The sequence below is a fragment of the Methylobacterium sp. J-068 genome (assembly GCF_022829445.1).
GTDB lineage: Bacteria > Pseudomonadota > Alphaproteobacteria > Rhizobiales > Beijerinckiaceae > Methylobacterium.
The window spans coordinates 138,393-163,351 of the sequence record NZ_JAKSXY010000095.1; the positions used below are offsets into that span (position 1 = coordinate 138,393).

Sequence of the window (24,959 nt, forward strand, 5' to 3'; positions counted from 1 at the left end):
CACGCGCCCGGGCGAAGGTTGACGCCGCCCCGCGCGCGGCCATAGACAGGGCTTCCGGTTGATTGGGTCGCAAATCGGTAGCAACGGGCCATTCCCCGGTGCTTCGGCAGAGGCAAATTATTTTGCTTCTGCAAGGGTTTGGAAGGGTGGCCGAGTGGTTTAAGGCAGCGGTCTTGAAAACCGCCGTGGGGGCAACTCCACCGTGGGTTCGAATCCCACCCCTTCCGCCAACGTGGCGTTCAGGACCGTTCGCTAGCGTCCACTAAGTCACCGAATTCAATTGATTTTACCGGAACTGGTGGTTGCCAGCGTCCGCTCCCGTGCGCCACAATCCGCGTTTCGGATGTGGGTAGAAGCGGGGGAAGGATGGCGGCGCCGGGGAAGCTCAGTGCCCTGACGGCAGGCCGAGCCAAGGCCGCCGGCATGTACGGCGACGGCGGTGGCCTATGGCTTCAGGTCTCAGGCGCCGGGGCCAAAAGCTGGATCTTCCGCTTCACCCTGAACGGGCGGTCGCGAGAGATGGGCCTGGGGTCCTTCTCGACCTTCACCCTGGCCGAGGCGCGCGAGAGGGCCTTGGCCTGCCGGAAGCTGTGCGCCGAGGGCATCGATCCGATCGAGGCGCGGCAGGTCCAGCGTGGGGAAGCCCGACTGGAAGCCGCGAAGGCCATGACCTTCGCTGAATGCGCCCTGGCCTACATCGAGTCGCACAAGGCTGGCTGGCGCAACGCGAAGCACGCGAGTCAGTGGCAGGCAACACTCGACACCTATGCCAACCCTGCCTTCGGTGATCTGCCCGTCCAGGCGGTCGACACCGGCCTCGTGATGAGGGCCATCGAGCCGATCTGGGCGACGAAGTCCGAGACGGCGAGCCGTGTGCGAGGGCGCATTGAGGCTATCTTGGACTGGGCGACGACGCGCAGCTATCGGCGCGGTGAGAACCCGGCCCGTTGGAAGGGGCACCTTCAGAACCTCCTGCCGAAGCGCTCCAAGGTGCGGCGGGTCCAGCACCATGCCGCTCTGCCCTATGCCGAGATCTCCAGGTTCATGACCGACCTGCGATCGCGGGATGCCATCGCAGCCCGTGCGCTGGAGTTCGCCATCCTGACGGCGACGCGTACTGCCGAGATTATCGGCGCGCGGTGGTCTGAGATCGATCTGGCGACGGCCATGTGGACGATCCCGAAGGAGCGGATGAAGGGCGGCCGCGAGCACCGCGTGCCGCTGTCGGCGGCCGCCATGGATCTCCTCAATGCTCTGGCAGGCCCCTCTGGCGGTCCCTTCGTGTTCCCGGGCACCCGGCGGGGCAAGCCCCTCTCCAACATGGCGATGCTGGAACTGCTGAAGCGGATGGATCGGCCGGACCTCACGGTTCACGGCTTCCGGTCCACGTTCCGCGATTGGGCCGCCGAGACGACAACCTTCGCGTCCGAGGTCGTAGAGATGGCGCTGGCGCACATCGTGTCGGACAAGGTCGAGGCGGCGTACCGGCGCGGCGATCTGCTTCAGAAGCGACGCGAGTTGATGGACGCTTGGAGTAAGTTCTGTGGCTGATAAAAACGTCCCAGAAGACCCGGAATTCACATTCGATGACATCTATGCTTATCGAAAGACGTCTATCAAGCGCAGCATTGAACGTGTCGAAGAATTGCTAAAACGCTTTGGCAATGCACCTCATAAAACAGAGGCGGATGCTGCGGATGCCGCAATCGCTCTGGAAAATCTTGAGCACGGAAAGCATTATTTGTTAAATGTACTATCGACCCTAGAAGATTTAAGTCCTAGGGATGCCAAAATTCTAGTTCATAGTCTAGACTTCATTACACGCGGGTTCTTTTCCGGATTGAGTAGGGCTGCAGTTTCAGACAGCAGTATGAGATACGCGGAACTTGCCCGTGCCGAAGAGGCTCGGGCTCGTAAAAAGCTATCGCCCCGTGAGGTGATAATTGACGCTACTATCGATGAGGCTTTGGCAAAGTACGCCGCCTTATTGAACTATCCGTTCAAAATCGCTGGCAAGATCGAAAGGCGTCTGAACGAAGCTCTCGAAGCGGGTGGCCACAAAGGTATAAAACAGGATGCTCTGGGCAAACGCATAAGTCGTAGAACGCCGTCTTGAAGGCGGCGTAAAAAGAAACGCCGTCTTCAAGATGGCGCAAATCGACGGCGTGACACTTCAAGAGGTGTAAGCCACATTAATTTCGCTGGAACGCCAGCGGACAATATTGGACATCGCCATGAACTTTCACGCAGTTCAGGCGCCACAGGGAGACCTGCGCGCGTCACCGGAGAAGCTTGCCTACACTATATCCGAGGCGCTGTACGCGACTGGCCTCGGCCGTACCACGCTCTATGCGTTGGTCGCAGATAAGAAGCTGCGGACGATCAAGGTCGGAAGCCGCACGCTCATCCCGGCCGACAGCCTGCGCGGGTTCCTCGCGTCTCTTGAGATGGAGGTCGCATAAGGACATGCCTCAGAACGTCAAAACCCCCGCCGGCCAGGGCGAGGGCTTTGGAAATAGTGTTGTCGCTTCGCAGGCAGACAACTTTTCCTTAGCATCTCAGCCCCGTTTCTATCAAGCCAAAAAGCTTGCCGCTCGTCTTGGGCTGAGCCTTGCTCACGCCAGCGTTATTGCCGAGCAAGCTTATGCGGTCCCCGAGACATGGGGGAGCCGCGCATGAGCATCAGCACGCTCTCCCGCTCAGTCCAGCGTCGGCTGAAGCGCCTCACGGTCGAGAACGAGGCGAGCATCCAGGCCGATGCCCGCTTCTTTGAGCGCCGGCCGGATCGGAACCATCGCATCCGACTCGCCTCGCCGGCCGAGGTCGAGACGATTCACCTCCTGCATCCCGGCAATCCGCTCACGCCGGGCCTGCGCTGGTACACAGCCGTCCGTCAGGTACGGCAAGGCGTTCGTCTGCGCGTCTTCAGCATGGGCCTGCCGGACCTCGACACCGACGAGCCAGAGGACGTGTGCCGCTGGGTCTATGAGCGCAGCAGGACCGGCGGGGAATCGGAGATCGAGCGCGCCCTTCGTCGGGCGGTGGAGGCGCACTCATGAGTGATCGCCTAGAAGCCGCCCTTTACCTCGCCAGCCGAGGCGGACGGGTGTTCCCGCTCCACGGCATGCGCGCGGACGCAGACGGCACCCTCACCTGCACCTGCGGCAAGCCAGACTGCGACGACGCCGGCAAGCATCCCATGGCGAAGCTGGCGCCGCGCGGGCTGAACAGCGCGACGAACCAGGAGGACGTGATCCGCCACTGGTTCACGGTGGCTCCCATCGCCAATCTGGGGCTGGTGACGGGCAGCACCATCGTACTCGATGTCGACCCGCGCCATGGCGGTGACGATAGCCTTCGCGCCCTGGAGGCAGAGCACGGACCCTTGCCGGAGACCTGCCGCTCCATCACGGGCGGCGGTGGCGAGCACATCTTCTTCAAGCCGCCGGCCGGGGTCGAGATCCGCAACAGCGCGGGCGACAACGGCGGCCTCGCGCCCGGCCTCGATGTGCGCGGGACCGGCGGCTACATCGTCGCCCCGTCCAGCCTGCACCGTTCGGGGCGGTCCTATGAATGGTCCGTCGACCATCACCCCGACGAGGTGGTGCCAGCGCCAATGCCGGACTGGATGGTTGAGGCTCTGAAGCAGCCGAACCTGCGCGCCGCGCGCGCACCTGCCGAGTGGCGCCGCTTTGTCGCCGAGGGCGTTTCGGACGGTGGCCGCAACACGGCGGTCTCTCGCCTGACTGGCCACCTTCTGCGCCGTTACGTCGATCCCGAGGTGGCACACGAGTTGGTGCAGGCCTGGAACGCGACCCGATGCAGCCCGCCCCTGAGGACCGAGGAGGTGACGAAGACGGTCGGCTCCATTGCCCGCAAGGAACTCAAGCGAAGGGAGGCGCGCAATGGCAGCCGGCCTTGAGGACATTCTGAACCTGTCGGAGTTCAGTCAAGGCCGAGGCGCCCGCGCGGGTAGCAACGGCGACCTGCTCACCGAGGACCACGCCGCCCGGCAGTTTGCCGAGCGCTACAGCGGCGAGCTGCTGTTTTGCCACGACACCGGCAAGTGGCACGAGTGGACCGGCGCCGCTTGGGTTCCGAACCGTCAGGGCAAGGCGTTTCAGTGGGCGCGAGAGCTTGCCCGCGAACTCTGCGCGGACGAGGACCCGAAGACCCGGTTCATCGCTTCGAAGACGAGCTTTGCGGGTGGCGTTGAAAAGTTCTCTCGCGTCGATCCCGTCTTCGCCGTCACGATCGAGGGCTGGGATTCCGATCCCTGGCTCCTCGGCACGCCAGGCGGGACCGTGGACCTGCGCACCGGTGATCTGCGCGAGGCCCGGCGTGAGGAGCGCATCACGAAGCTGACGGCGGTGACGCCGGCCGAGGCACCGGACTGCCCGACCTGGTTCCAGTTCCTGCAGGACGTCACGCAAGGCGATGCGGGCTACATCCGGTTCATCCAGCAGTGGGCCGGGTACTGCCTGACCGGCGACACCAGCGAGCAAGCCCTGTGCTTCGCCTTCGGTGGTGGCGGCAACGGCAAGGGCGTGCTGATCCACGTCCTGGCCGGAATCCTCAACGACTACGCCCTGAACGCCGCGATGGAGACCTTCACGGCAGCCAAGCACGACCGGCACCCGACCGAGATCGCGGCCCTGCGCGGGGCCCGCCTCGTCACGGCATCCGAGACCGAGCAGGGGCGCCAGTGGGCCGAGAGCCGCATCAAGCAACTCACGGGCGGCGACGTCATGCGCGCCCGCTACATGCGCCAGGACGAGTTCGAGTTCATGCCGGTGCTGAAGCTCCTCATCATCGGCAACAACAAGCCGGGGCTGTCGAGCGTCGATGATGCCGCCCGGCGCCGGTTCAACCTTCTGCCCTTCCTGTTCAAGCCGGCGGTGCCGGACCCGCGCCTCGAGGAGAAGCTGAAGGCCGAGTGGCCGGCGATCCTGCGCTGGATGATCGAGGGCTGCCTGGACTGGCAGGCCAACCGGCTCGTGCGCCCCGACGTCGTGAAGGATGCCACCGACGAGTACTTCACCGCGCAGGACACCTTCAGCCAGTGGCTTGAAGAACGGTGCATCGTTGATCGCAGCAATCCATACCGGAAGGCGACGACGAAGGAGCTGTTCGATTCCTGGTCGAAATACGCCTTTGGTAACAACGAGGCCGTTGGCTCACTGAAAGCGTTCTCCGAAAACTTTGAGAAGCGCGGCTTCAAGAAGCTTCTCAACGTTCCGACTGGATTGGGCACCAGGGCACGAGGCTTTGCCGGCGTCGAGGTGCGCGTCGACCCCGCTCAGGGAGGACGTGATGAGGATTGATGAGCATCTCCCGTACTGCACGCACAGGCGCGGGCGCGCATATGAGGGGTATACGGAGAACCCTCGTCAAACCTCATCATCGGCTCCGGGTGAGGTGGCCAATCGCTGCCTCATCCCCTTCGACCGCCGCGAAGGTCTGTCTTTGTCCCAAGCCGCCAAGGTTGCCGGCAAGTCAGTCGACACCGTCCGGCTCTGGTGCCTGAACCACAACATCGGACGGCGCGTCGGCGGGGGCTCATGGGTCGTGAGCCGAGTGGCCCTGACGATGTTCCTCGACGACGATAGCCGAGCGCTGAAGGCCTACCTTGCTGGAAGCCGGTCGCAGGTGGACGTGGCGACGTATTTCCAGCGTCTCGGCCTAGATAACTTGCTCAAGGACTGGGCGAGATCTGCTTGAAACCTCCGAATATCCCGAAGCTATCTGTGGTCCTGAACACCCCTAATGGGGCACGGTCTGCACACCTAAAGCTTCACCCGAGGAGCCCGTCGTGCAGACCGCCGCTCGTTCCATGACTTTTCCAGAGGCTGTTCGCTTCCGTGCAGAGCGCGGCTTGTCTGATGCCGTTGTACGCGCGGCACGAATGAACCGCGTTTCCATCAGTGAATACGTGCGCCGAACAGTACGCGCTCAGCTGCTGGCTGACGGTGTGGCGCTGCCCGATCTGGACGGCGACGGTCCCCGCACGCCGCCGGCCGCTCCCGCCCTCCGTCAAGCAGCCTGAGGAAATCCGCATGAGCCTCCCCACCGTCAACGTCCGCGAAGCGAACACCCTTCACCCGGTCGTCAGCCTCGGCCGCCCACAACCCGAGGCCAACACAGCCTCCACCGGCGTTCGGACTGCGGCACAGATCTTCGCGGAGGGCGAGCGTGCCACGCTTGAAGGCGATGGGCTGTTGGCAAGCCGTCACGACGTTCTGTTGAGTGGTTCACCCCAAGACGTTGCAGACCTCGATGCACGTATCGAACTCGCTCGCATTCGGGTGCTGCAGGCGAATGCTCAACACGCCGCTGCAGTAATCGCCGAAGCTCAGGCCAAAACCGATCACGAGGCCGAGCAGAAGCGCCGCAAGGAGCTTCATCGCAAGGCCATGAAGGCCTCAGCCGAGGTCGCCAAGCTGGCTGACGAGTACGTCACCGAAGCGCAGCGCTTGGTGCCGCTGCTAACGAAGATCCGCGAAGGAGCGGCGCTCATCGCGGCTGCCAACTTCGCCCTGCCAGACGGCGCCGAGCCCGTCCCGCCTGGTGAGCCCCGCTGCAGTTGGAACGGCAAGGCCGACCAGCCGCACAGCACGATCGCAAACCGCGTGAAGCTGCCCGCCCTGGGCACCGACACCGGCTTCATTTGGGGCGAAGTCGCTGCCCCGCTTCCCCAAAGGATTGTCCATGAAATGCTCTGATATCGAGGCAGATCGCGCCTGGGCGCGTCGCGTCCTCGGCAAGCCCGAGCCGACCGCTTCCGAGCGCGAGCTCACGCAGGCCGAACGCATTGCAGCTTGGTCCGCCCAGAACCGCGAGGCCGAGGGCAAGCCCCCTCAGACCCGATCCGCCGTCGAGCAGACGAAGCGCGAGCTTCATACCCCCGGCGCCTCCTACCAGGTCGGCGCCGAGCGCTACGCAGCCGATGGCAGCCTTTGGCGCCGTACGGCCTGACACAGGATTGCGCGGGCGACCCTCACGGGCCTCCACCCGCGCCTTTGAGGGCGAACGAGTCAGCCTAATAGCGACAAGCCAGCCTGTCCTACGCCTGATCCAGAGCCATGGGGGCGGAGGATACGAAGGCCGGCAAGACTGCACCCCCTGTTCGTACAGGGACCATCGGGGATCGCGGCGGAGGGGTTACCCCGCTGCGGTCTCCTCTCTCAGAGGAGCAGGCCATGCCGAAGATCACTCAGGACACCGAGGTCAGCGCGCCGGACGATGCAGATGTCAACTTGGCGCCTGCTGTCGTCCCGTGGACGCCGCCGATCGATCCCGGTGATGCTGGTGGCATCGGCAACGGGGACGAGCGCAGCATCGCACCTGACACGCTGCAAGAGACCGCCGAGGATTACAGGGCTCGCGGCGGGATGTGGGGGCCGGTGTGAGCGAACTAGGCGCCACGACCCTAGGGCTGAGCGCTGGCCAAGACGTCAGGGTCGAGGAACGACAGGTCGACTGGCCCAATCTCGGTTGCGCAGTGCTGGCAGATGATCAGGAGCAGTCGCTGCGCCGGGACATCCAGGAAGTGCTCTTGCCCATCGTGGGTGACTGCCAACCCAGCATGATCCCATCGGCCGTCATCGAGACCACCGCATTCAGGCCCGAACCCGAATGGCCTTGCCTCACGCTCGGTGCCTGGAACCATCCATTTCTGGCCTTTCCCACCTGCATGCTTTGCGCCGTTGCAAGCACGATGAAGCAGATCAAAGGCGACACTATCACGGGCTTTGATCTCATTCTGAAGCTTCTTTGTTCGCCCCTCATCGCCTTCGGCGACGTAGTCGATGACGTGGAAGACCGCGATGCATGCCAGATAGATCAGACGTCGATCGCCCCGCGCAGCAAGCGCTTCCTTCAGTGTCGGGACAACAATAGTGGTGACGTAGGTCTCTGGCGTCATGAACAGACCATACAGCCGAACCGCTCCATACAGAACACTGACAACCCAAAAAGCACACAGTTGTAGAAATGCTACGCTTTTTGAGTGTTCCTGGGTCCTTCCTAAGGGGGCGGAGGGTCGAGGGTCAGCGCGAGTTCGGCTTCTGTCTAGGCGGCGACTTCCATTCGCTCCACCACAACTAAGGGTCCTTCCTTGTGCCGATGACGAAACGACTGTGGTCGATCAATGCGCTGGCAACGGAGTTGGACGCTGACCGGCGCACGATCGCAAACGCCCTCAAGCGGACGCCTGCCGATGGCGAAATCAGCGGGCACGGCGCTTGGTTCCTGACGACGGCACTCGGTGCGCTGCGACCAGGTGCGGGATCAGAAGAAGGCTTCCTAGATCCGGTACAGGAGCGCGCCCGCAAGGATCGCGCACTCGCCATTCAGACCGAGTTGAAGAATGCCATCGCTCAAGGCGAGGTGGTAGAAATCAACGCTGTGATTTCCGAGGTGACGCAACTGCTCGGAACCATTCGATCCAAGTTGCTCGGTCTACCGTCCCGTGCGCGATCCCGATTTGATCTGAGGAAGCCGGAGACGCTCTACTTCCTGCTGGAGGAACTCGTCATCGAGATCCTGACAGAACTTAGCGACCCGAACCAACTGGAGGCAGTTAAAGATGCAGAACGCAAGCAAAACCGCGCCGCGCGGCGAGATGCTTCTTCGGCTGATAGAGTCGGAGATCGCCGAGTGCCTGCAGGGAAACGAGCCATTGACCCGAGCCCTCCGGGGCGAAGTGATCGATCTCGGGCATCCGCGCTTGAACGCGGTGGCAGAGCGAACGGCGAGAAGGCTGGCAGCGCTCCCTAATGCTGCGGTGCCTCGATTAGCTGAGATATGCGGCCCTGCCGATTGCGAGATCATCATCCGAGAAATGATCTTGGATGCCCTAGCCGAGATCGACGCGCTTTGCGGGTTTCGAGCCTCAGAGGGAGCATTGGGATGAGCGACCTTCTCCGCATCACGCTCACCAGCAAAGCGCCGGAGGCCGTTCGCATTCCGGATGGCAAACGCGAGTTCGTCGAGGCGCCAGAGCCAGGCACCTATCACGACCCCTTCACCGGCAAGCTGAAGCGGCAGCGTCCGCCCGCAAACGGCACCTGGTGGTGGGGTGACTTGCTCGATCGCGTCCGCCGCTAAGCCGAAATCTGAAAGGGATCACCCATGGCTGACGATCGCCTCCGCCTTGTTGCGGAAGTCCAAGACGGCTTCACCGGCCCGCTTGCGAAGTTGGAAACTGCACTGGGCCGCACCGCCCGTGCCGGCACGCAGGCGGGGAAGGATCTCAAGCGGGACTTTGAGGGCTTCCATGGCGCCATCGGCAAGACGACCACGGCCCTGCAGGGCGTCCAGCCCATTCTATCCGGCCTTGGCGTCGCGGGCCTCACGGCAGGCGTCTCTCTCGGCGCAGTCACGGCAGCCCTCAGCGGCTTCTCTAAGGGCACGCAGCAGCTTGCCATCATGTCGAAGGAAACGGGGCTGGCGGTGGACCAGCTTCGTGCCTTCGGCGCCCTCGGCGAGCGGTTCGGCGTGTCGGCCGAGACGATGCAGGGGGGGGTCCGCAAGTTTGCGGATGAGATGAAAGGCCTCCGCAATCGGTACTCCGAGACCTACGAGACCTTGCGGGGCATGAACCTCGGCGAGATGGTCGAGAAGATGATCGCAGCGCCGAACATGAAGGTCGCGCTCGATACCTTCATGGAAAGGGTGAGCAGCATCGGCGACCCGGTAAAGCGTCGGAAGGTGGTCGAGATGGTGCTCGGCTCGGATCAGATCGCGGCTGTCGCTGGCCAGCTTACTGGGCGCTATCGGCAGGTGATGGATGAGATCCTAAAGGCGCAGGGCACAACGACGGACGCCCAGGTGAAGGCTGCGCAGCGCTTCGAGGACGCCCTCAGCAGGGTGCGCGAGAATATGGATGGCCTCCGCACCCAGGCGCTGACTCCGCTCTTGGAGGAGCTTTCCAGATTGGTCGAGAAGTTCAGCACCCCCGAGAACATGAAGGCGTTCAAGGACCAGCTGGAAGAGATCGGCAAGTTCGCCCGCACGACCGTGCAGGAGTTCGAGGCGATCGTTCGGGTTTGGGGGCAGTTGAAGGATTTCTTCGGTCGAGGCGACCCTTCGCTGAATAAGGATTTTACACCGCTCCTCGGTAGCGGCGGCGGAGCAAACCGGCAGCAGCTTGAGGGTCGGCGGGACTCCATCGAACAGCAGCGCCGGCTTCTCGACGCCAACCCAAGCGCACCAGACTACCAGCGCAAGCGCGACCGGATGACGGAGGAACTGAAACGCGTCGGTGACGAGCTTGAGAAGCTTCGGGCCACGGGTGGAGCGACGGCTCAGCCTTCCGGCTTCTCGGGTGCGCTTGGCGGCGGCAACCCGCTGATCCACCGCGCTGGGTATGGTGGCGGAGGCGGCGGGGCCGGGAGCAGCTATGGTGTCAGGAGTATTCCGCCGCTGGGCCTGACGGGCCCCCTGGGTGGTGGTGGCGGCAATCCGAACGTGACTGGCGGCAGCGCGGGCCGAGGGTATGGTGGTGCCCCCGCCATCGTGCCCTCGGCCCCGCTGCCGCCTCTTGGCGCTGGTGGAAGCCCTGCTCTCACCGCCAATCCGGGCGCCTACAAGGATGTCCTGGACCACATCGCCCAGTCGGAGGGCACCGCCCACAAGGCAGGCGGGGGCTACAACACCTCCTTGGGGTACGGCCGATACCTCCCAGGTGGCCAGGAACAGAACCTCACCAGCATGACGCTGGATCAGATCCACGCGCTTGGCCTTCACATGCGCCGGCAGCCTGGCAACCCGAACTCCTCCGCCCTCGGCCGCTACCAGATCGTCGGCCAGACCATGCGTGGCCTGATGCGCAGGATGGGCCTGAAGGGCGACGAGTTGTTCGACGAGCAGATGCAGGACCGCATGGGCGCCGAACTCGCTCGGGGCCGAGGCACGAGCGCCACGGGGCTGGGCCAGGAGTGGGCGTCGTTGCGCGGACAGCGCCTTGCGCGTGCAGTTGAACTCATGCGTCAGGTTGATCCGAAAGCGTCCACGATGCCGCGACGCAGGATGGCCGATGCGGATGGGTCGGATGCTGCCGGTTCCAGCAGACGCCTCGGCGACGATATCATGGGCCGGATGTTCAATCGGGAGCAGGCCGCGCCGCCCCCGCAAACCCATCGGATGACGATCGATCTCAACGGCTTCCCGGCCGGGACCCGTGCCCGCGCTTCGATGGGCGACCTGTTCAAGGAAACGACGGTCTCGAAATCCAGACAGGTGGAAGCGATCTGATGCCCGATCCCGATCTCATCTGTGAGGTGCGTACCAACGGCGGCACCTACCGCGACTGGATCAACGTCGCCGTCGAGCAGAACTACCTGAGCGAAGGTTGGATCAGATCCTTCCGCCTCGTCTGTGCCGAGCCGAGCGCCGTGGCCAACTTCCGACTGAAACCCGGTGATCGAGTGGACATCGCGCTCGCTGGTCAGGTGGTGATCAAGGAAGGCTACATCCGCGACCGGCAGGCGGCCTACGACGGCAACCGTCACGCCGTCCAGGTGGTCGGCTACGGCAAGGCCGGCATCATCACGGAAGCCAGCATCGACGGTGGTACGGGCCAGTATCGTGGCTACAAACTCGATGCCATCGCCAACTCGGTGCTCAAGCCCTACGGCCTGTCCTTCAAGGTGCAGAACGGCGCCGAGGGCTGGGATGCCCCCTTTCCGAACGTGATGGTCCGCTACGGCGAGACGCCCTTCGATCTGATCTCGCGGCTCTGCAAACAGCGCAATCTGTTCTTCTACGCGGACGCTGCCGGCAACGTGATGGCGGGTCCGAAGTCCGCTGGCGGCATGGTCACCTTCACCGAGGGCGAGAACATCCTCTCGGCGAACTGCCAACTGCGCCACCTCGCGGTTGAAGCGCTCGTCAGTGGATCTCAGATGTCCGGCTCCGACAGCCTATTCGGAAAGAAGGTATCCGAGATCCAGGCCAAAGCGACAGTGACCGGCGGGACCCCTGGCACAAAGCGGAAGGTGCTCGCCGAGATGCCGCTCGACCAGAAGGGCACGCAGTTGCGCACGAACTGGGAGGCGGCCGCGCTTCAGGCCATGGCACTCCAGCTACAGCTTACCTACCAGGGTTGGCTGAAGCCGGGCGTCGGCGGGCTCTGGGACCCGTCAGACGGCGTGACGGTGAAGTCGCCCATGCTGTTCCCGACCGAGACCGGCGAGCAGGAATTGAAGGTCGCCGGTTACGCCTATACGCAGGACCCGAACGGGGGCACGACGACGACTCTGGACCTCGTCAACAAGCTTGCCTGGCAGCAGCGCAAGGGCGACGCCACGAAGAACGACGGGTTCTATGACCTCGGTAACTCAGCGGCACAGCCGGAGGCGGCGACGTGAGGCCGAAAAGCCGTGTGAGCTGCGCACTCAGGAAAATGCGCGCGAGCCAGATGGTGGAGGGGGAGCGGACGCAGGCGAGGCAGGTTTGGAGTGCGAGCTGAGCGCTCTAGTTACTCTAGTGAGTAACCAGCCAGCCGTCAGACCTCAGTGGTTTGCCCACTGCTTGGCGGCTCCAGCCCCTTTGCGGCTCGATCGAAAATTAGAGGCGCACTTGCCCCTAAATAAAGCGAGGTGAGGATGTTCGGAGCGTCCAGGGCAATCGGCAGCGCCCCAGAAACCAGCGCAAGGGCCGTCCGCATAAAAACGTAGAACGGCCCATTATAGGGAGCCGGGCACTTACCACCGTTTTCTGCCGCTGCCTTCACCGCAGCGGCTATTTCGACGGCGGCGCTACCAAGAACTCCCCACAAATAATTGTTCGGGATATCAAGCCCAGCGATTATCATTCCGAGCCCGAGGAGATGCCCCAAGCCGGAAGACCCATACGAAACGGGACGCAACGCGCTGGATAGCAATAGCGAGGTTATCATTGTGCGCGAGACGTGCTGCTACGATTGCCGCATTAGCAGCCATCATGGCGCCAAGTGACGTAGCCATAATGATGAAAATTATGTTGGCGACGCTGTCTGCTAGCACGTCAAACGAGCCTCGTGTCTCTGGAACCCCTCGAAACGCGATGTGCATCTGAGGATAAAAATCCCCCCGGCCGTTTCAGCGGCGGGAGGGATTTTAAGGTCGTACGTCTGGGAAACCGAAGGTAGGCGCGTTTTGTTGCGCGCACAATCCCTTGTTAGAATTTACGCGGCACGCCATCCCGGCGGTTTCAGTGGACCGATCGTGCGGATGAACTCACGATATTGCCACTCGTCGTAGGTGCCGTTTGTGGGCCGGAAGGTGCAAGGCGCCCCCCATCCCGTCACCCACATTTCGTAGTTGTTCCGCCCCATGCGAACGAACTTGCAGCCAAATGCTGAAAGAGCGCTCGTGAGATCGGCGCGAGTCAAAAGCCGGGGGGAGGACATGCTTAGTTGTTCTACGCCGCCTCAGCGAACTCAACGACGAATTCGCGCTGTTTGCCGGAGTGGGTCACATGCACGTCGATGTCACGCGGGCTGGGGCCCTCAAGGAAGGACCGTGCAGGACGCGCAGCGCGAACGACAACGCTGTGGCCATACATCTCGTAGAGGTCACGGATGGCCGGCATGATGCACTCGACCACTTGCTCATGGTCGGGGCCTGACAAAACTAAGCCTGGAAGACTGTCGCTTGAGACCTGGATCCAGCCGTCTTCACGATCTTCGATGGTGACAGTGACGACTGCAATTTCGGCCATAGCGGAGTTCCCGGAAGGATGGCTCACGAAATCACTCTCTCTCTAAAATCCGGTTTCGACAACTCCTTCGAGTTTGTCCCAACGTGTGTCAACGGGAAATCGGTCCATCATGTGACGTTTAAAACTCCGTGTTGCCGCAGGCGAATGGTTCAAACGCTCTCATGCCGTTGCCAAAATCCCTTCCAATCCCGGCTAATTGGCGAAGCCATCGTGAGGCCAATCGTGCGCGTGAACGCTTCGCCATTTGGTGAAACGGTGACCGCATCTCCGAGGGGCCTTGGAGATGGATTTGCGCGTGTTTCGAAGAGAACTGAAGGCCGCTCTCGGCGGCAGCGCGCGTGGTTAGAGGCCTTGGCTATCTTTTTTCTTCGGAGGCTCTCGCTGCACCCACACGGCACGCTCCACCTCCTCGACGGCTGAGAGTGGAATTATGAGCAGCTTTCCGCCGAGGCGGTAGTGTCCGAGGTCGCCACGGTTGACCATGTTGCGGACGTGCTGTTCGGAGCAGCCCCAGCGTGCGGCGACCTCGCGGGGCAGGAGGGCATTCGGGTTCATGTCAGACGCCTCCTTCGTAATGAGGGGGGGCGGGGGTTCGAATGACAGATCCGCATTCGAACCTGGAAGGGGCTCTGCGCCCCACGCGCGAGAGCCATACCGGCACTAATCGGAACATGCCAAGCTGTCCCCGCTTCCTTGGCTATGGACCTTATGGAAACAATGCTCGACCGACTGAAGACGGAGCGGGCAAATTTAGTGGCTATCCCTTCCAAGGATGCCCGAGTCGGGACCGAAGCGGACCAGCACCTCCTGGATCACCTCAGCCGTACGATCGCGGCGTTGGAGCGCCTTATTGAGGATCGCTGACTGAGCCCGAAACAAAAGCCCGCCGCAGCGCTGGGCTGGGCGGGCAAGTTCAAGGAGAGGAGTTCCTTGGGAGGAATGTGAATTCTGTATGCAGATCGTATGCCAGTATCATGACGCCGTGAGTGGCAGATCTGGCCCATGCTCCCGAGGCGTCCCGTCGTAGCCCTCCATCCAGGCGGCTCGCTTTTCGCTGTCGCGGGGATAGGGGCAGGCGTCCTTCGGGCGACCGTGGATGCGGGCCTGTGCGCCTTCCTCGATCGGATCTGTGTGTGAATGACGGGTCTGGGCCATGACGGTGACTCCGCGTTCTGATGCCGATTTAACTGCGCCAGAATGAAACATGATCCCGCGACATAAGTAGCCGTATGCCCCGGTCAGTGAAGCGTTTCGACCGGCTCCAGAAACTGGCTCATGCCATCCTCCTCGACAGAGAGGAGGAACGCCTTGTGCGCAGCTTGGTCGCTGAGGAAACTTTCTGTCCAGACGGTCGAGCCGCCTTCCTGATCGACCACTTCAAGGGACCAGCTGTCGGCGACATTGGCGAAGCGATAGATCAGCACCTCGACGGTGATGCCTTCGCGAGTGAAGAGGCCAGAAAGGGCCGACTGCTCAAGTTCACGATTTGGAACCTCCATATCTACCTCCTGTTGCGCGCGCGTTGTCCCTACGGTCCTTGGAATGGCCGGAACATCCAAGCAAGCCGCCCGGTGGCTTCGTCCTCGGCGCTTGTCTGCTGAGCTTCAGCGGGGCCATGAGGCTGCTCGGCCGAGATCCCGTGCATGATCTGGCCCAGGAGCGAGGGTAGCTCCTGCCCGTGCTCTTGGAGCAGTAGGGCGGCCTCAAGGAGCGAGCGGATGTGCTCATTCGGGACCGGCCGGCTCATGATCTGAGCGTCCAGCACCTGGTCAGCGAGGAGCGTCGCGAGGCGGGAGACCTCCGATAGCTTTTCCACGTCAGCAAGATCACTGGCGCTCGGCTCTGTACCTTCGCTCATGGTCGCCCCTTCCCCACCATCACAGTCCCGATGCGATCGTCAGGATCGCCGCGACACCGGCAACGACAACCGCCTCTAGCTCTGGGTGCTCAAAGCCGGCGAGCTTGAGGGCGTAGGCACCTCCCAGAACGACGAGCATGGCCGCTATCGCCATGAGCCGTGGCAAAGCCGTCTTCACTCGGCCGCCCCCGACTTCCGTAGCCGTACGCCAGGTCCCTCGCCATTCTGATCGATAAAGATGACGCCGGCCGCCTCAAGGGCGGTCTGGAGTTTGGCAGCGGTATCCACCCGACCCCCGAAAGGTCCGTCCTCAGCCTCAAGCCTTTTTACAGTGGGGATAGAGACACCTGAGGCTCGGGCCAGGTCTTCCTGCGACCAAGCAAGGAGTGCGCGTGCCGCCTTGGCCTGCCGGGTGGTGATCGGCATTTGATACTTTCGGTATTGACGGCCAGTGCCGCTTTGCATTAATACGAATGGTATCAGAACTCACTAGCGCATTCAACGCGGCCGAGCCCTGACGTCTGCGCGAAAGCGCAGCTCCAAACACATCCCGACCACTTTAGCCCCGGAGCACACCGGTTATGGCAACGAACCCGCTTGCCCCTTTTCATCTCAAGCGCCGCTCTTCCGCAGCGGTTTATGCTCGCCCTGCGCCCGCCCTGGAGCCGGACGAGCACGGTCCCGGAAGCGCCGAGGATTGGCGCGTCACAGCCCCCGTCCGACCCGATACCCCGCACGTCCGCGCGCCGCGCTTCCTCGACCTGACCGGCGACTTCGTCTCCGCCGTCCTGATCATCGCCGGGGGCGTGTTCGCCTACGGCTTCGTGCAGATCGGTTGAGGGGAGGCTGTCATGACGACGAAGCACAAGACCGCCCCCCGCACGGCAGAGGGCACCCCGAGCCTCCGTGAGCGTGCCGAGCGCCTTCGGGATGCCACTGGCCGGTTCGTCCGGCGCACGCCAGCTGAGCCGTCTCCGGTGGTCGCCGCCGACCCCTTCGAGGGCGCGTCCTGCCCCGATGGGTTCGTGCCGTACCCGTTCGACAACCCGATGGGCTTCGCCAACATCGGACACATCGTAATTCCGAACGAAGCGCAGCGCCTGCTGGATCTGGCGTTGGGCGAGTATGAGCGCTGCTGCGGCTCGTTCGCGGACTACGTGAGCGAGGAGGAGCGCGAGGCCCGCAGGCAGGCGAAACGGGCCAGCCTGCATATCGATGCGCTCATAACCCTCGTTCAATCGCTGACGGCACCAAGCGGCGCAACGGTCGGGGTTTTGCCTGAAGCCGATGGGTCTGGGTTCATCACCTACAAAGACGCCGTTGGGCGGACCCGGCGCGAGCCCGTCGCTTACTGGATCGCTGCGGCTTCCATGGACCTCGTCGGCGTCGCTCGGCGGGAGGTCTCGCGGCAGTTCAACGCCGCGAGCAACGATCTCTCCCGTGAGGAGTGCGACGCGCTCTACGATCGACTGCGGAAAGAACACCGGATCGACGCACTGCACGATCTCGCGTTCCGATCCGATCGGGTCTTCGAGCTCTGCAAGGAGTACGCAGTCGGGGAGCGCTGGCGAATTGTCGGCAGCGATGTGGATGCCGAGCTTCTGTCTCTCGGCCGTGAGTTCGATGCCATACACGCCGAGTGGGTGCCAGTTTCGCAATCGGGCCGCGAAGAGGCGTGCGTCGCTATTGAACGCCGCATGGAGCCGGTGACGGCAAAGATCCGCGCACTTCCGGCACGAACACTTGATGGGCTCGCGGTCAAAGCGCGGGCGGCCATTCCCGGCATCTGGAGGAAGGGCCAGTATCAGGAGGATGCGGGCCTTGGAGATCACGAAGACTGGACTGAGCAAAACGTCCGCTCCTTGATCGACGAATGCCTACATCTTGCCGGGGTGGATTGGACCGGCCGGCGCTTCCGACCTTCGTCTCCGATGGCAGCCGAGGAAGTCGGCGCCCCAGACCCCGTTCAATCCGCTCTCACGCCGAAGGCGTCGGCCGAGGCCGTCAACCTCGCGGATCTCAGCATCAACGGGCTGTGCGTGCTCTACGATAAGGCGGGTGCCGTGAAGGAGATGTGGGGCGGGGCCATGTGCCAGCCTGTGGCCGTAGTAAACGAGCGACCGAATGGCTGGGTCACGCTGACCCCTCTCGGACGGCTCGCGGATTTCGAGGACAGCCGCCTCAGCTTCCTGAGAGACCGGATTGTCGATGAAGCCGCCGGGCGATCCCCTGCGGACGAGTATGACCGCGACAATCTTCTAGGCCTGCGCATCCAGCACGAAATTAACTGCAACGGCCGGATCGATCGCCGCGACGAACCCGACCTCCTCAGTGAAGTCTTGAAGGCGTGGGGCTGATCCGATGAGCAACATCATCCGCTTTCCCGCCTCCGGCCGCATCCAGGCCGAGACCATTCCCCGCGAGGAGTTCCAGCGCCTTGCAGACCTCGCCCTCGATGTCGTGGACCGCATCGTGGCGATCCTCGACGCGGTGGATGGTGATCCGGACTTGGAGCCGGACGCCGATGCAGAGCCCTCATTGGGTGCTCCTGAGGGGCAGGTGAACCAAACGGTCTGGCTACGTGGCGGGGATAGAGACCTTGAGCTTTGACCGCATCCGCAGCTTGCGATGTCGTCCACGCCCGCCCAGCAACCGGGGAGAACCTGAGCATGAGGGCGTGGACGGTCGATCTACAGACCGACACTGAGAGAAGTCTCGCCCCATGCCTTGCGTTCGGCATAGCGCTCAGATGCCGCGCCAACCGGCGGTGGTCACCTCACTCGTTTCTCGATCGCAGGCCGAGGATCATCGTCGTCGCCAGCACCGAAGCTGCAATGAAAAGGGAGAGGATGACCTCGTCTTTCGGATTGTCGGCGAAGGCTCGGGCTACTGCCGGCCCGATGAGGGCACACCCTGCGCCAGCGACGATGGCGGCTGTCCGTGGTGTCATCGTCCCACCCCGCTGCGAGCCCTTTCGAGCCTACGAACGGTGATGTTCGGACGCAAGGTTTATGCGCCCACCCGTCCGTAGAGGTTCGCCGCCAACCGCCTGCTTCCACAGACTCTATGTGGGTCAAAACGTGGGTAGATATATTGAATGTGGAGCTAAGTTGATGCCTCAACATGCAAATTTATTAGCGATGGACGGACACCCCTTCCGCCACCTCAGGACCCGAGCGGGCACGCCGATGGCCGCCGATTTCCCTCCCTGTGCGGCCACGAGCGTCCGACGTCGTCTCAGGCCCTCGGGCGAAGGGGCGGAGGTGAGTGGACGCAGATCGGCGGCTGGCGCTTCAGTGCTCGGTGCCCGGCATGTTCTGCCTCGGGGCGCCGCCGTGATCCTTCACGAAGCTTGACCGCTTCGGGTCGTGTTTCAGGTCCGCGACCTGCTTGCGTGCGCCCATGGCCAGGAAGCCGATGCCTCCGAGCGTTCCCAGCGCCAGGAACAGAAGTGGATATCCGGCACTCATCCGCCACACTCCGTTGGCCCCGGTTCGGGATGACGGGGCGAATAGGCATAATGCTGCGAGTCGGGCGCGGGTTGCGCAGTAAATTTCATCTCTTGTGAGCCGGGAAGCTGAACGAACGCTGCCGGCAAGCTTCAGCGTTGGTGCAGCCCGGCCCTGCCAATCTCCTCCTCACGGCCGAGAAACCACCGGCCGAGCCACCGAGACCGTGCACGATGCCGGCCTCCTTCGCGTGTCAGGGGATGGACGATGAGGAAGATTGCAGCGCTGACGGCCGCCGCGCTCGTCGCGGTGGGGGCTCTCGGAACGCCGAAGGCGGAGGCTCGGGGCGGCGGGGCTATCGCGGCCGGCGTCATCGGCGGCCTCGCGGCCGGCGCCCTTCTCGGAGCCGCCCTGTCCGAGGCCCACGCGGCTCCCTATGGCTATGGCGGCCACCCCGCGCCGGTTTACGGAGACGCGTACGATGCCCCTCCGCCGGTTCGCGAGCGTCCGGCTCGGGTGGTCCGCGCATACGATGACGAAGATGCACCCGTTTACCGCCATCCCCGTCCCGCGCGCTCCTACGCGGATGGTCCCTACGGCTACCGTCCCGCCGGGTATGGGTTCCGGCGGGACTGTGACCGGCCGGACGGCGGATATGGCGGCTGGTAGGGGCTGTCCCGGGCCTGCGCCGCGACCGCCCTGTCGCGCGTCAAGACATGCGCGTTCGTGGCGGGGCTGGGGGGCGACAGCGAATGCCGGCCCGGTGTCGCTCGCCGCATTCGCCTTTCGGGACGGGCACGGGAGTCTCGTTGCTCTCGCGTCCGTAAAGCGCCGGGCGCGATCGCGCAGGCCTCTCGATGTCCGAGATGGGGCCTCGAACGGTCATCGGCCAGTCGAGGATCTGACCGGCTGAAGCATCGGCGAAGCAAACGCCGCGCTCGATGGCCATGCATCCGCGCAACGCACGAAATCCTGTCCCGTTGATATGAATAAACCTGCGTTCCGGGTGATCGCATACAGCGAAGCATGCCGGCGTGCGACCTTTTGTGGTCCCGTTCATCGGAACGGTGCCGGACCAAGACCGTTGGTTAACCGATTGGCAATTCAGCAGGAGATATCGAATGCGGAAGTTCGCAATCGTTTCGACGGCCCTTCTCAGCCTTGGTGTTCTCGCGGTGGCCCCTGCGGCCGAGGCACGCGACTTCGGGCGCGGCGGTGGTTACGGCCACGGCGGTTACGGCGGTGGTCACGCACGCCGTGGGATCGGTACGGGGGCGGCGATCGGACTCGGCATCGCCGGTCTCGCGGCAGGCGCGGCGGCGGCGGGCGCCTACAATGGCGGCTATGGCGGATACGGCTACGACCGTCCGGTGGGCTACGGGTACGCTCCGGCCTATGGCTACGGTGGCGGCGGCTATTACGGGCGCGGCTACTGAACGGACGCCATTCCGCGTTCATTCGTGTTCGGAGGGTCGCCGCGAGGCGGCCCTTTTTCGTGACGGTGCCCGCCTCCGTGCGGCGCGCCGGACGATCCGTTGTCCTTCGTCATCCCGTAGATGGCTTCGGCGTGCGGGTGTCCGCTTCGTGGAGAAGGCCTGACCCGCCGGCCCCTCGGCCGCCGTTCGGCCCGGAACCCCCGTCCGTGATACGCTCACGCATCGTCGAACCGGCATCCCCTCCGGCGGACGGTAGCCTTGGGTCTTTTCCGCCCGATCGGAGCGCCGATGCCCCGCCCTGCCCTCCTGCGTTTTGCCCTGCCGCGTCTCGCCCGCGTGCTCCCGATCCTGTCGATCGGCCTCGGATCGGTCCAGGCGGGCGCGGCGCCCTGCCCGGGCTCGACGCAGATGGCGTTGAACGCGTGCGCGGCCGCCGACCTCAAGCGGGCGGATGACGCGATGAACGCGGCTTACGGCACGCTCATGGAACGGATCGGACCCAAGGCGCGGGAGGGCTTGCGCGCGGCGCAGAAGGCCTGGTTGCCGTTCCGCGATCAATCCTGCGCTCTGGAAGCGCTGGGAAGCGAGGGCGGCTCCATCCGGCCGATGATCCTTGCCGGATGTCTCGCCCATCTGACCGATGACCGGACGAAGACGCTCAGAAACTACCTGACCTGTGACGAGGGCGACCTGACTTGTGTCGGGCGGTTTCAGGAGTGAGACCGTCTTCCCCTTGATCCAAGCCGAGACGGTCTCGCTCGGCCCGCGCGGCGCCCGAGCGAAGCCCAAGATCCGCCATCCCGAAGGGATCGACCGGATTTGCTATGAGATCGGAAGCGGATCGGTCGTCGTCGAGCAGGGTACGGGCGTCGTTCTTCGGCCCTTTACCTGCACTCCCGGGCCGGTTGCTTACGGTTCTTTAATCCCGTATCGACAAATCTGTGGCCAGGATGCCCGTGCGTGCCCAGATATCCGACAGAGCCAGCGGCACCGTCGGCGAGAGGGACCGCCGGCAGGAGCACGATCCCGGATCGACACGATTTCAGACCATCTGATCGAGAGAGCATGTTGCGTAGACAGGCGCGGCGGTCGTTCACCGTCGAAGTGAAGCAAGGCGCCCCCTCGGGCCGCTCCGTCATTCCCGCCAAGCAGCCGCGCGTTCCGCGTGGGCCGAAGCGCGTCCCGGAGCCTCCGGCCGAGATGTCGGCCCTCTTCGCGCCTTCCCCGGTATCCGCAGACACCGCGAAGGCCGAGGCGCCGCGCCGCATCCTGCCGAACCTCATCGCCTGGGAGCCGCCGGAGCCGGAGGCCGAGCCCGCGATGGTGCGCGAGCCGCCCCTGCCGCGTGTTCGCCGCGTCGTCCCCGCCCCGCTCGCCGAGGCGGCCCCGCGCCGCCGGGGCAGGCCCCGGAAGGTGGTGCCCGAGGCCGAGGCGGCCCCTTCCGCCCCGCCGGAGGTCGCTCCGTCGGCCCCGCAGCGTCCCGTCTTCGCGTCGGTCGCGCGCGCCGGTGCCCCCGGTCTGCCGCGCGCCGAGCGCTGGAAACGCCGCCTTCACCGCGCGTGCTGGTAGTCTCGGGCTCCTCCGGACGTCGACCGTTCGGAACCCTGTCGCGCGGCCCTGACAATTCGGCGGCCGGCATCGGCACCGGTGTGGAGAGACGGACATGGCCGGCCTGAAGGACAAGCGCGGTTTCATCGACAAGGACCGCCTGGATCTCTCCGAGCGCAAGGCGGTCGAGTTCTGGATGAAGCGCTGGGGCGTCACGCAGGACCAGCTCACGGCCGCGCACCGGAAGGTCGGCCGGATGAGCAAGGACATCGCGGCGGAACTGGGCAAGAAGCGGTAGCGATCTCGTCGACGCGACGAGCCGGCGCGGCGCCGGTCTTCCCATGGGCGCCGGTGCCGTGTAGCTCACGCGGGTACGTCCCGCCCCCTGCGGGAATTGGGCGCGGCGAGCCCGCGCCGCACAGTTGGGATGACCGATGACCCGCATGGCCCGCGCGACCCTCGGTCTCGCCCTGATCGCGCTGCCGATGGGCCTGCCGGTCCCCGTGGCGGCGCAGAGCCCGGCCAAGGACTTCCTGTTCCAGGAGCAGCGCTTCAGCCGCGCGTGCCGGCCACCGCTGAAATACGCGGCCGGCGCCTGCGTCCGCCGTTGTCCCGCGGGCTACGAGGACATGGGCCGGACCTGCCGCCAGAGGAGCATGCGGGGCGGCGGCGGAGGCCGGTGACGGCGCGCGCGGCGCCGCCACCTTCGAAGCCTGCGCCGACCGGCGCGGCCGGTCGCCGGGTCAGGCCGCGTCCGGCATGCGCTCCAGGAGCTTGTCGAGGGTGATGGGATAGTCCCGCACCCGCACGCCGGTGGCGTTGTAGACGGCGTTCGCCACCGCCGCGCCGACGCCGCAGATGCCGAGCTCACCGACGCCCTTGGCCTTCATGGGCGAGGATTGCGGATCGACCTCGTCGAGGAAGATCACCTCCTGGTGCGGAATGTCGGCATGCACCGGAACCTCGTAGCCGGCCAGATCGTGGTTGACGAAGAAGCCCCGCTTCGTGTCGACCGCGAGTTCCTCCATCAGGGCCGCGCCGACGCCCATCGTCATGGCGCCGATGACCTGGCTGCGCGCCGATTTCGGGTTGAGGATGCGCCCGGCCGCGCAGACCGCCAGCATGCGCCGCACCCGGATCTCCGCCGTGTCGACATCGACGCCCACCTCCACGAAATGGCCCGCGAAGGTCGATTGCTGCTGCTTCTTGGCGAGATCGCCGTACGCGATGGAATCCTCGGCCACGAGTTCGCCCTCGCTCGCCGCCTGCGCCAGCGCCTCGGTCCGGTTGCCGGAGCGGACCGCGCCGTCCTCGAACACGGCGTCGGCCGAGTTGAAGCCGAGCCGCTGCGCCACGGCCTCCCGCAGCTTGACGCAGGCCGCGTAGACGCCGGCCGTGGCGTTGTTGGCACCGAACTGCCCGCCCGAGCCGGCCGAGACCGGGAAGTCCGAGTCGCCGAGGCGCACCACCACGCGATCCAGGGGCAGGCCCATCATCTCGGCGGCCGTCTGGGCGATGATGGTGTAGCTGCCCGTGCCGATGTCGGTCATGTCGGTCTCGACCGTGACCACGCCGTCGCGGCCGAGCCGGACCCGGGCCCCCGACTTCATCAGGAGGTTGTTGCGGAAGCCCGCCGCCATGCCGATCCCGACCAGCCAGCGCCCGTCCCGGACCTGGCCGGGCTTCGGGTTGCGCCTGTCCCAACCGAAGGTTTTCGCGCCGAGCTCGAGGCAGCCGACGAGGTTCCGGTGCGAGAAAGGGCGCTCCGGATGGCCCGGATCGACCTGGGTGTCGTTGCGGACGCGGAACGCCACCGGGTCCATCCCCAGCGCCTCCGCCATCTCGTCCATGGCGATCTCCAGCGCCATCAGGCCGGGCGCCTCGCCCGGCGCCCGCATCGAATTGCCCTCGGGCAGGTCGAGATGCGCGAGCTTCATGGCGGTCAGGCGGTTGGCGCCCGCATAGAGGAGCTTGGTCTGGTCGACCGCCGTCTCCGGCTTGCCCTGCGGAAGGTTGCCCGACGTGCTCTCGTGCGCGATGGCGGTGATCGTCCCGTCCTTCGTCGCGCCGATGCGGATGCGCTGGATCGTGGCCGGCCGGTGCGTGGTGTTGTTGGCGATCAGCGGGCGCGTCAGCGCGACCTTGACGGGACGCCCGGCGGCCTTGGCGGCAAGCGCCGCCACCACCGCGTCGGAGCGCACGAACAGCTTTCCGCCGAAGCCGCCGCCGATATAGGGCGAGTCGACGCGGATCGCATCCGCCGGGAGCCCCAGGATCTTGGCGATGCTGCCCTTGGTCCAGGCGATCATCTGGTTGGAGGTCCAGAGCGTGAGTTTCTCGCCCTCCCAGGCGGCGATGGTCGCGTGCGGCTCCATCATCGCGTGGCTCTCGTCGGGCGTGGTGTAGGTCTCGTCGAATCGGACGGCCGCAGCCGCGAACGCCCCCTCGAAATCGCCCGTCCGGTCCTCTCCGCCACCGCCGCTGCCCTCGCCGCTGTCGCCCGGAACGGGCTTGGCGGAGGCCGCCACGGCGGCGAGATCGAACTGCCCCGCCGCGCGGACATAGTCGACCTTGATCAGGAAGGCGGCGGCCCGGGCCTGCTCGAAGGTCTCGGCCACCACCACGGCGATGGCCTGATGGTAGTGCTGGATCTCGGCGCCGCCGAAGAGGTTCGCGGCGTTCATCCGGCCCAGGCCGAGCTTCGGCATGTCGAGGGTGGTGACGATGGCGACGACGCCGGGGGCCTTCCCGGCGGCCTCGGTATCGATCCCGCGCACCCGGCCCTTGGCGATGCCGGCGCCCAGGACGTAGCCGTAGGCCTGGTTCGCCGCCACGTCGTGGCGCTCGTAGGCATAGGGCGCAGTGCCGGTGGTCTTGAACTTGCCGTCGATGCGGTCGAGGGGCTGGCCGACGACCTTGAGCCGGTCGATGGGGTTCTGCCCCGCGGGGGTGTCGAACTTCATG

Annotated in this window: 32 protein-coding genes and 1 tRNA gene; 24 read left to right on the forward strand and 9 right to left on the reverse strand. The window is 64.7% G+C overall.

Features of this window, described 5'->3' with window-relative positions; genetic code table 11:
• Positions 1-140 precede the first annotated feature (140 nt).
• The 11 genes from MKK54_RS16200 (at position 141) to MKK54_RS16250 (ending at position 7,409) form a co-directional block, all read left to right on the forward strand.
• A tRNA-Ser gene (locus MKK54_RS16200) sits at positions 141-230 on the forward strand.
• A gap of 136 nt (positions 231-366) precedes the next feature.
• A complete protein-coding gene (locus tag MKK54_RS16205) occupies positions 367-1,551 on the forward strand; it encodes a tyrosine-type recombinase/integrase (protein ID WP_244012218.1) in 1,185 nt (394 codons plus the stop codon).
• On the forward strand, positions 1,544-2,116 hold the full coding sequence (locus MKK54_RS16210) for a hypothetical protein (protein WP_244012219.1): 573 nt from the start codon (positions 1,544-1,546) through the stop codon (positions 2,114-2,116). The genes MKK54_RS16205 and MKK54_RS16210 overlap by 8 nt, the downstream gene beginning before the upstream one ends.
• 118 nt (positions 2,117-2,234) lie before the next feature.
• Positions 2,235-2,462, forward strand: a complete 228-nt coding sequence (locus MKK54_RS16215) for an excisionase family DNA-binding protein (protein WP_244012221.1) — start codon at positions 2,235-2,237, stop codon at positions 2,460-2,462.
• A 213-nt stretch (positions 2,463-2,675) separates the two neighbouring features.
• Positions 2,676-3,059 (forward strand): hypothetical protein, encoded by a 384-nt coding sequence (locus MKK54_RS16220; protein ID WP_244012222.1) that lies wholly within the window; start codon positions 2,676-2,678, stop codon positions 3,057-3,059.
• Entirely contained in the window at positions 3,056-3,922 is an 867-nt protein-coding gene (locus tag MKK54_RS16225; protein WP_244012223.1) for a bifunctional DNA primase/polymerase, read from the forward strand. The genes MKK54_RS16220 and MKK54_RS16225 overlap by 4 nt, the downstream gene beginning before the upstream one ends.
• Positions 3,906-5,324: a phage/plasmid primase, P4 family gene (locus MKK54_RS16230; protein WP_244012224.1), complete on the forward strand. Its 1,419-nt coding sequence runs from the start codon at positions 3,906-3,908 to the stop codon at positions 5,322-5,324. The genes MKK54_RS16225 and MKK54_RS16230 overlap by 17 nt, the downstream gene beginning before the upstream one ends.
• Positions 5,314-5,721, forward strand: coding sequence for a hypothetical protein (locus tag MKK54_RS16235; protein WP_244012225.1), 408 nt, complete (start codon positions 5,314-5,316; stop codon positions 5,719-5,721). Before MKK54_RS16230 ends, MKK54_RS16235 begins: the two co-directional genes overlap by 11 nt.
• Positions 5,722-6,056: 335 nt before the next feature.
• The gene (locus MKK54_RS16240) at positions 6,057-6,722 is read left to right on the forward strand and encodes a hypothetical protein (protein ID WP_244012226.1); all 666 of its coding nucleotides are present in this window, start codon (positions 6,057-6,059) and stop codon (positions 6,720-6,722) included.
• Positions 6,709-6,975: a hypothetical protein gene (locus MKK54_RS16245; RefSeq protein WP_244012227.1), complete on the forward strand. Its 267-nt coding sequence runs from the start codon at positions 6,709-6,711 to the stop codon at positions 6,973-6,975. The genes MKK54_RS16240 and MKK54_RS16245 overlap by 14 nt, the downstream gene beginning before the upstream one ends.
• A 224-nt stretch (positions 6,976-7,199) precedes the next feature.
• The gene (locus MKK54_RS16250; protein WP_244012228.1) at positions 7,200-7,409 is read left to right on the forward strand and encodes a hypothetical protein; all 210 of its coding nucleotides are present in this window, start codon (positions 7,200-7,202) and stop codon (positions 7,407-7,409) included.
• A 20-nt stretch (positions 7,410-7,429) separates the two neighbouring features.
• Here the strand turns inward: MKK54_RS16250 and MKK54_RS16255 are convergent, their stop codons facing one another.
• A complete protein-coding gene (locus tag MKK54_RS16255) occupies positions 7,430-7,924 on the reverse strand; it encodes a hypothetical protein (protein ID WP_244012229.1) in 495 nt (164 codons plus the stop codon).
• Between the two features lie 200 nt (positions 7,925-8,124).
• Here MKK54_RS16255 and MKK54_RS16260 point away from each other — a divergent pair, with 200 nt between their 5' ends.
• The 4 genes from MKK54_RS16260 to MKK54_RS16275 all read left to right on the forward strand — a co-directional run bounded on the left by MKK54_RS16260 (position 8,125) and on the right by MKK54_RS16275 (position 12,371).
• Complete coding sequence (locus MKK54_RS16260) at positions 8,125-8,778, forward strand: hypothetical protein (protein ID WP_244012231.1); 654 nt, start codon at positions 8,125-8,127, stop codon at positions 8,776-8,778.
• 132 nt (positions 8,779-8,910) lie between these two features.
• Positions 8,911-9,108, forward strand: coding sequence for a hypothetical protein (locus MKK54_RS16265; protein ID WP_244012233.1), 198 nt, complete (start codon positions 8,911-8,913; stop codon positions 9,106-9,108).
• 24 nt (positions 9,109-9,132) lie between these two features.
• Positions 9,133-11,256, forward strand: a complete 2,124-nt coding sequence (locus MKK54_RS16270; RefSeq protein WP_244012234.1) for a hypothetical protein — start codon at positions 9,133-9,135, stop codon at positions 11,254-11,256.
• A complete protein-coding gene (locus tag MKK54_RS16275; RefSeq protein ID WP_244012235.1) occupies positions 11,256-12,371 on the forward strand; it encodes a phage baseplate assembly protein in 1,116 nt (371 codons plus the stop codon). The genes MKK54_RS16270 and MKK54_RS16275 overlap by 1 nt, the downstream gene beginning before the upstream one ends.
• Before the next feature lie 1,033 nt (positions 12,372-13,404).
• Here the strand turns inward: MKK54_RS16275 and MKK54_RS16280 are convergent.
• The 6 genes from MKK54_RS16280 to MKK54_RS16305 all read right to left on the reverse strand — a co-directional run bounded on the left by MKK54_RS16280 (position 13,405) and on the right by MKK54_RS16305 (position 16,027).
• Complete coding sequence (locus tag MKK54_RS16280) at positions 13,405-13,704, reverse strand: hypothetical protein (RefSeq protein ID WP_244012236.1); 300 nt, start codon at positions 13,702-13,704, stop codon at positions 13,405-13,407.
• 342 nt (positions 13,705-14,046) lie between these two features.
• Positions 14,047-14,259: a helix-turn-helix domain-containing protein gene (locus MKK54_RS16285; protein ID WP_244012238.1), complete on the reverse strand. Its 213-nt coding sequence runs from the start codon at positions 14,257-14,259 to the stop codon at positions 14,047-14,049.
• A gap of 417 nt (positions 14,260-14,676) precedes the next feature.
• Complete coding sequence (gene rmf, locus MKK54_RS16290) at positions 14,677-14,910, reverse strand: ribosome modulation factor (RefSeq protein ID WP_409564195.1); 234 nt, start codon at positions 14,908-14,910, stop codon at positions 14,677-14,679.
• A 32-nt stretch (positions 14,911-14,942) separates the two neighbouring features.
• Positions 14,943-15,203: a hypothetical protein gene (locus MKK54_RS16295; protein WP_244012240.1), complete on the reverse strand. Its 261-nt coding sequence runs from the start codon at positions 15,201-15,203 to the stop codon at positions 14,943-14,945.
• Between the two features lie 29 nt (positions 15,204-15,232).
• On the reverse strand, positions 15,233-15,562 hold the full coding sequence (locus MKK54_RS16300; protein ID WP_244012241.1) for a hypothetical protein: 330 nt from the start codon (positions 15,560-15,562) through the stop codon (positions 15,233-15,235).
• 174 nt (positions 15,563-15,736) lie between these two features.
• Positions 15,737-16,027, reverse strand: a complete 291-nt coding sequence (locus MKK54_RS16305) for a helix-turn-helix transcriptional regulator (RefSeq protein WP_313898393.1) — start codon at positions 16,025-16,027, stop codon at positions 15,737-15,739.
• Between the two features lie 116 nt (positions 16,028-16,143).
• Between MKK54_RS16305 and MKK54_RS16310 the strand changes: the two genes are divergently transcribed.
• From MKK54_RS16310 to MKK54_RS16320, 3 genes are read left to right on the forward strand one after another with little or no spacing between them, the layout of a single operon-like run.
• Positions 16,144-16,401 (forward strand): hypothetical protein, encoded by a 258-nt coding sequence (locus MKK54_RS16310; RefSeq protein ID WP_244012243.1) that lies wholly within the window; start codon positions 16,144-16,146, stop codon positions 16,399-16,401.
• Positions 16,402-16,413: 12 nt separating this feature from the next.
• The gene (locus MKK54_RS16315) at positions 16,414-17,919 is read left to right on the forward strand and encodes a hypothetical protein (RefSeq protein WP_244012244.1); all 1,506 of its coding nucleotides are present in this window, start codon (positions 16,414-16,416) and stop codon (positions 17,917-17,919) included.
• 4 nt (positions 17,920-17,923) lie between these two features.
• Positions 17,924-18,172, forward strand: a complete 249-nt coding sequence (locus MKK54_RS16320) for a hypothetical protein (protein WP_244012245.1) — start codon at positions 17,924-17,926, stop codon at positions 18,170-18,172.
• A 683-nt stretch (positions 18,173-18,855) separates the two neighbouring features.
• Here the strand turns inward: MKK54_RS16320 and MKK54_RS16325 are convergent.
• On the reverse strand, positions 18,856-19,032 hold the full coding sequence (locus MKK54_RS16325; protein WP_244012246.1) for a hypothetical protein: 177 nt from the start codon (positions 19,030-19,032) through the stop codon (positions 18,856-18,858).
• Positions 19,033-19,278: 246 nt separating this feature from the next.
• Here MKK54_RS16325 and MKK54_RS16330 point away from each other — a divergent pair, with 246 nt between their 5' ends.
• From MKK54_RS16330 to MKK54_RS16355, 6 genes are all read left to right on the forward strand, one after another.
• Positions 19,279-19,680 carry a hypothetical protein gene (locus tag MKK54_RS16330; protein ID WP_244012247.1) on the forward strand — a complete coding sequence of 134 codons (402 nt, stop codon included), beginning with the start codon at positions 19,279-19,281 and terminating at the stop codon, positions 19,678-19,680.
• A 452-nt stretch (positions 19,681-20,132) separates the two neighbouring features.
• A complete protein-coding gene (locus MKK54_RS16335; protein ID WP_244012248.1) occupies positions 20,133-20,447 on the forward strand; it encodes a hypothetical protein in 315 nt (104 codons plus the stop codon).
• A gap of 336 nt (positions 20,448-20,783) precedes the next feature.
• Positions 20,784-21,167 (forward strand): lysozyme inhibitor LprI family protein, encoded by a 384-nt coding sequence (locus MKK54_RS16340; RefSeq protein WP_244012249.1) that lies wholly within the window; start codon positions 20,784-20,786, stop codon positions 21,165-21,167.
• A 345-nt stretch (positions 21,168-21,512) separates the two neighbouring features.
• Positions 21,513-22,016, forward strand: coding sequence for a DNA-binding protein (locus MKK54_RS16345; RefSeq protein ID WP_244012250.1), 504 nt, complete (start codon positions 21,513-21,515; stop codon positions 22,014-22,016).
• Positions 22,017-22,110: 94 nt separating this feature from the next.
• The gene (locus tag MKK54_RS16350; protein WP_244012251.1) at positions 22,111-22,293 is read left to right on the forward strand and encodes a DUF3606 domain-containing protein; all 183 of its coding nucleotides are present in this window, start codon (positions 22,111-22,113) and stop codon (positions 22,291-22,293) included.
• A gap of 136 nt (positions 22,294-22,429) precedes the next feature.
• Positions 22,430-22,678, forward strand: a complete 249-nt coding sequence (locus MKK54_RS16355) for a hypothetical protein (RefSeq protein ID WP_409564196.1) — start codon at positions 22,430-22,432, stop codon at positions 22,676-22,678.
• 60 nt (positions 22,679-22,738) lie between these two features.
• Here MKK54_RS16355 and paoC read toward each other — a convergent pair whose 3' ends face one another.
• Positions 22,739-24,958, reverse strand: coding sequence for an aldehyde oxidoreductase molybdenum-binding subunit PaoC (gene paoC / locus MKK54_RS16360; RefSeq protein WP_244012252.1), 2,220 nt, complete (start codon positions 24,956-24,958; stop codon positions 22,739-22,741).
• Between the last annotated feature and the right edge of the window lies 1 nt (position 24,959).

Bases quoted from the DNA above. Each gene is read 5' to 3' on its own strand.
- MKK54_RS16205 (WP_244012218.1), top strand. From the start codon at position 367: ATGGCGGCGCCGGGGAAGCTCAGTGCCCTGACGGCAGGCCGAGCCAAG.
- MKK54_RS16215 (WP_244012221.1), top strand. From the start codon at position 2,235: ATGAACTTTCACGCAGTTCAGGCGCCACAGGGAGACCTGCGCGCGTCA.
- MKK54_RS16220 (WP_244012222.1), top strand. From the start codon at position 2,676: ATGAGCATCAGCACGCTCTCCCGCTCAGTCCAGCGTCGGCTGAAGCGC.
- MKK54_RS16225 (WP_244012223.1), top strand. From the start codon at position 3,056: ATGAGTGATCGCCTAGAAGCCGCCCTTTACCTCGCCAGCCGAGGCGGA.
- MKK54_RS16230 (WP_244012224.1), top strand. From the start codon at position 3,906: ATGGCAGCCGGCCTTGAGGACATTCTGAACCTGTCGGAGTTCAGTCAA.
- MKK54_RS16235 (WP_244012225.1), top strand. From the start codon at position 5,314: ATGAGGATTGATGAGCATCTCCCGTACTGCACGCACAGGCGCGGGCGC.
- MKK54_RS16240 (WP_244012226.1), top strand. From the start codon at position 6,057: ATGAGCCTCCCCACCGTCAACGTCCGCGAAGCGAACACCCTTCACCCG.
- MKK54_RS16245 (WP_244012227.1), top strand. From the start codon at position 6,709: ATGAAATGCTCTGATATCGAGGCAGATCGCGCCTGGGCGCGTCGCGTC.
- MKK54_RS16250 (WP_244012228.1), top strand. From the start codon at position 7,200: ATGCCGAAGATCACTCAGGACACCGAGGTCAGCGCGCCGGACGATGCA.
- MKK54_RS16255 (WP_244012229.1), bottom strand. From the start codon at position 7,924: ATGACGCCAGAGACCTACGTCACCACTATTGTTGTCCCGACACTGAAG.
- MKK54_RS16260 (WP_244012231.1), top strand. From the start codon at position 8,125: ATGACGAAACGACTGTGGTCGATCAATGCGCTGGCAACGGAGTTGGAC.
- MKK54_RS16265 (WP_244012233.1), top strand. From the start codon at position 8,911: ATGAGCGACCTTCTCCGCATCACGCTCACCAGCAAAGCGCCGGAGGCC.
- MKK54_RS16270 (WP_244012234.1), top strand. From the start codon at position 9,133: ATGGCTGACGATCGCCTCCGCCTTGTTGCGGAAGTCCAAGACGGCTTC.
- MKK54_RS16275 (WP_244012235.1), top strand. From the start codon at position 11,256: ATGCCCGATCCCGATCTCATCTGTGAGGTGCGTACCAACGGCGGCACC.
- MKK54_RS16280 (WP_244012236.1), bottom strand. From the start codon at position 13,704: ATGGCCGAAATTGCAGTCGTCACTGTCACCATCGAAGATCGTGAAGAC.
- MKK54_RS16285 (WP_244012238.1), bottom strand. From the start codon at position 14,259: ATGAACCCGAATGCCCTCCTGCCCCGCGAGGTCGCCGCACGCTGGGGC.
- rmf (WP_409564195.1), bottom strand. From the start codon at position 14,910: ATGTTTCATTCTGGCGCAGTTAAATCGGCATCAGAACGCGGAGTCACC.
- MKK54_RS16295 (WP_244012240.1), bottom strand. From the start codon at position 15,203: ATGGAGGTTCCAAATCGTGAACTTGAGCAGTCGGCCCTTTCTGGCCTC.
- MKK54_RS16300 (WP_244012241.1), bottom strand. From the start codon at position 15,562: ATGAGCGAAGGTACAGAGCCGAGCGCCAGTGATCTTGCTGACGTGGAA.
- MKK54_RS16305 (WP_313898393.1), bottom strand. From the start codon at position 16,027: ATGCAAAGCGGCACTGGCCGTCAATACCGAAAGTATCAAATGCCGATC.
- MKK54_RS16310 (WP_244012243.1), top strand. From the start codon at position 16,144: ATGGCAACGAACCCGCTTGCCCCTTTTCATCTCAAGCGCCGCTCTTCC.
- MKK54_RS16315 (WP_244012244.1), top strand. From the start codon at position 16,414: ATGACGACGAAGCACAAGACCGCCCCCCGCACGGCAGAGGGCACCCCG.
- MKK54_RS16320 (WP_244012245.1), top strand. From the start codon at position 17,924: ATGAGCAACATCATCCGCTTTCCCGCCTCCGGCCGCATCCAGGCCGAG.
- MKK54_RS16325 (WP_244012246.1), bottom strand. From the start codon at position 19,032: ATGAGTGCCGGATATCCACTTCTGTTCCTGGCGCTGGGAACGCTCGGA.
- MKK54_RS16330 (WP_244012247.1), top strand. From the start codon at position 19,279: ATGAGGAAGATTGCAGCGCTGACGGCCGCCGCGCTCGTCGCGGTGGGG.
- MKK54_RS16335 (WP_244012248.1), top strand. From the start codon at position 20,133: ATGCGGAAGTTCGCAATCGTTTCGACGGCCCTTCTCAGCCTTGGTGTT.
- MKK54_RS16345 (WP_244012250.1), top strand. From the start codon at position 21,513: ATGTTGCGTAGACAGGCGCGGCGGTCGTTCACCGTCGAAGTGAAGCAA.
- MKK54_RS16350 (WP_244012251.1), top strand. From the start codon at position 22,111: ATGGCCGGCCTGAAGGACAAGCGCGGTTTCATCGACAAGGACCGCCTG.
- MKK54_RS16355 (WP_409564196.1), top strand. From the start codon at position 22,430: ATGACCCGCATGGCCCGCGCGACCCTCGGTCTCGCCCTGATCGCGCTG.
- paoC (WP_244012252.1), bottom strand. From the start codon at position 24,958: ATGAAGTTCGACACCCCCGCGGGGCAGAACCCCATCGACCGGCTCAAG.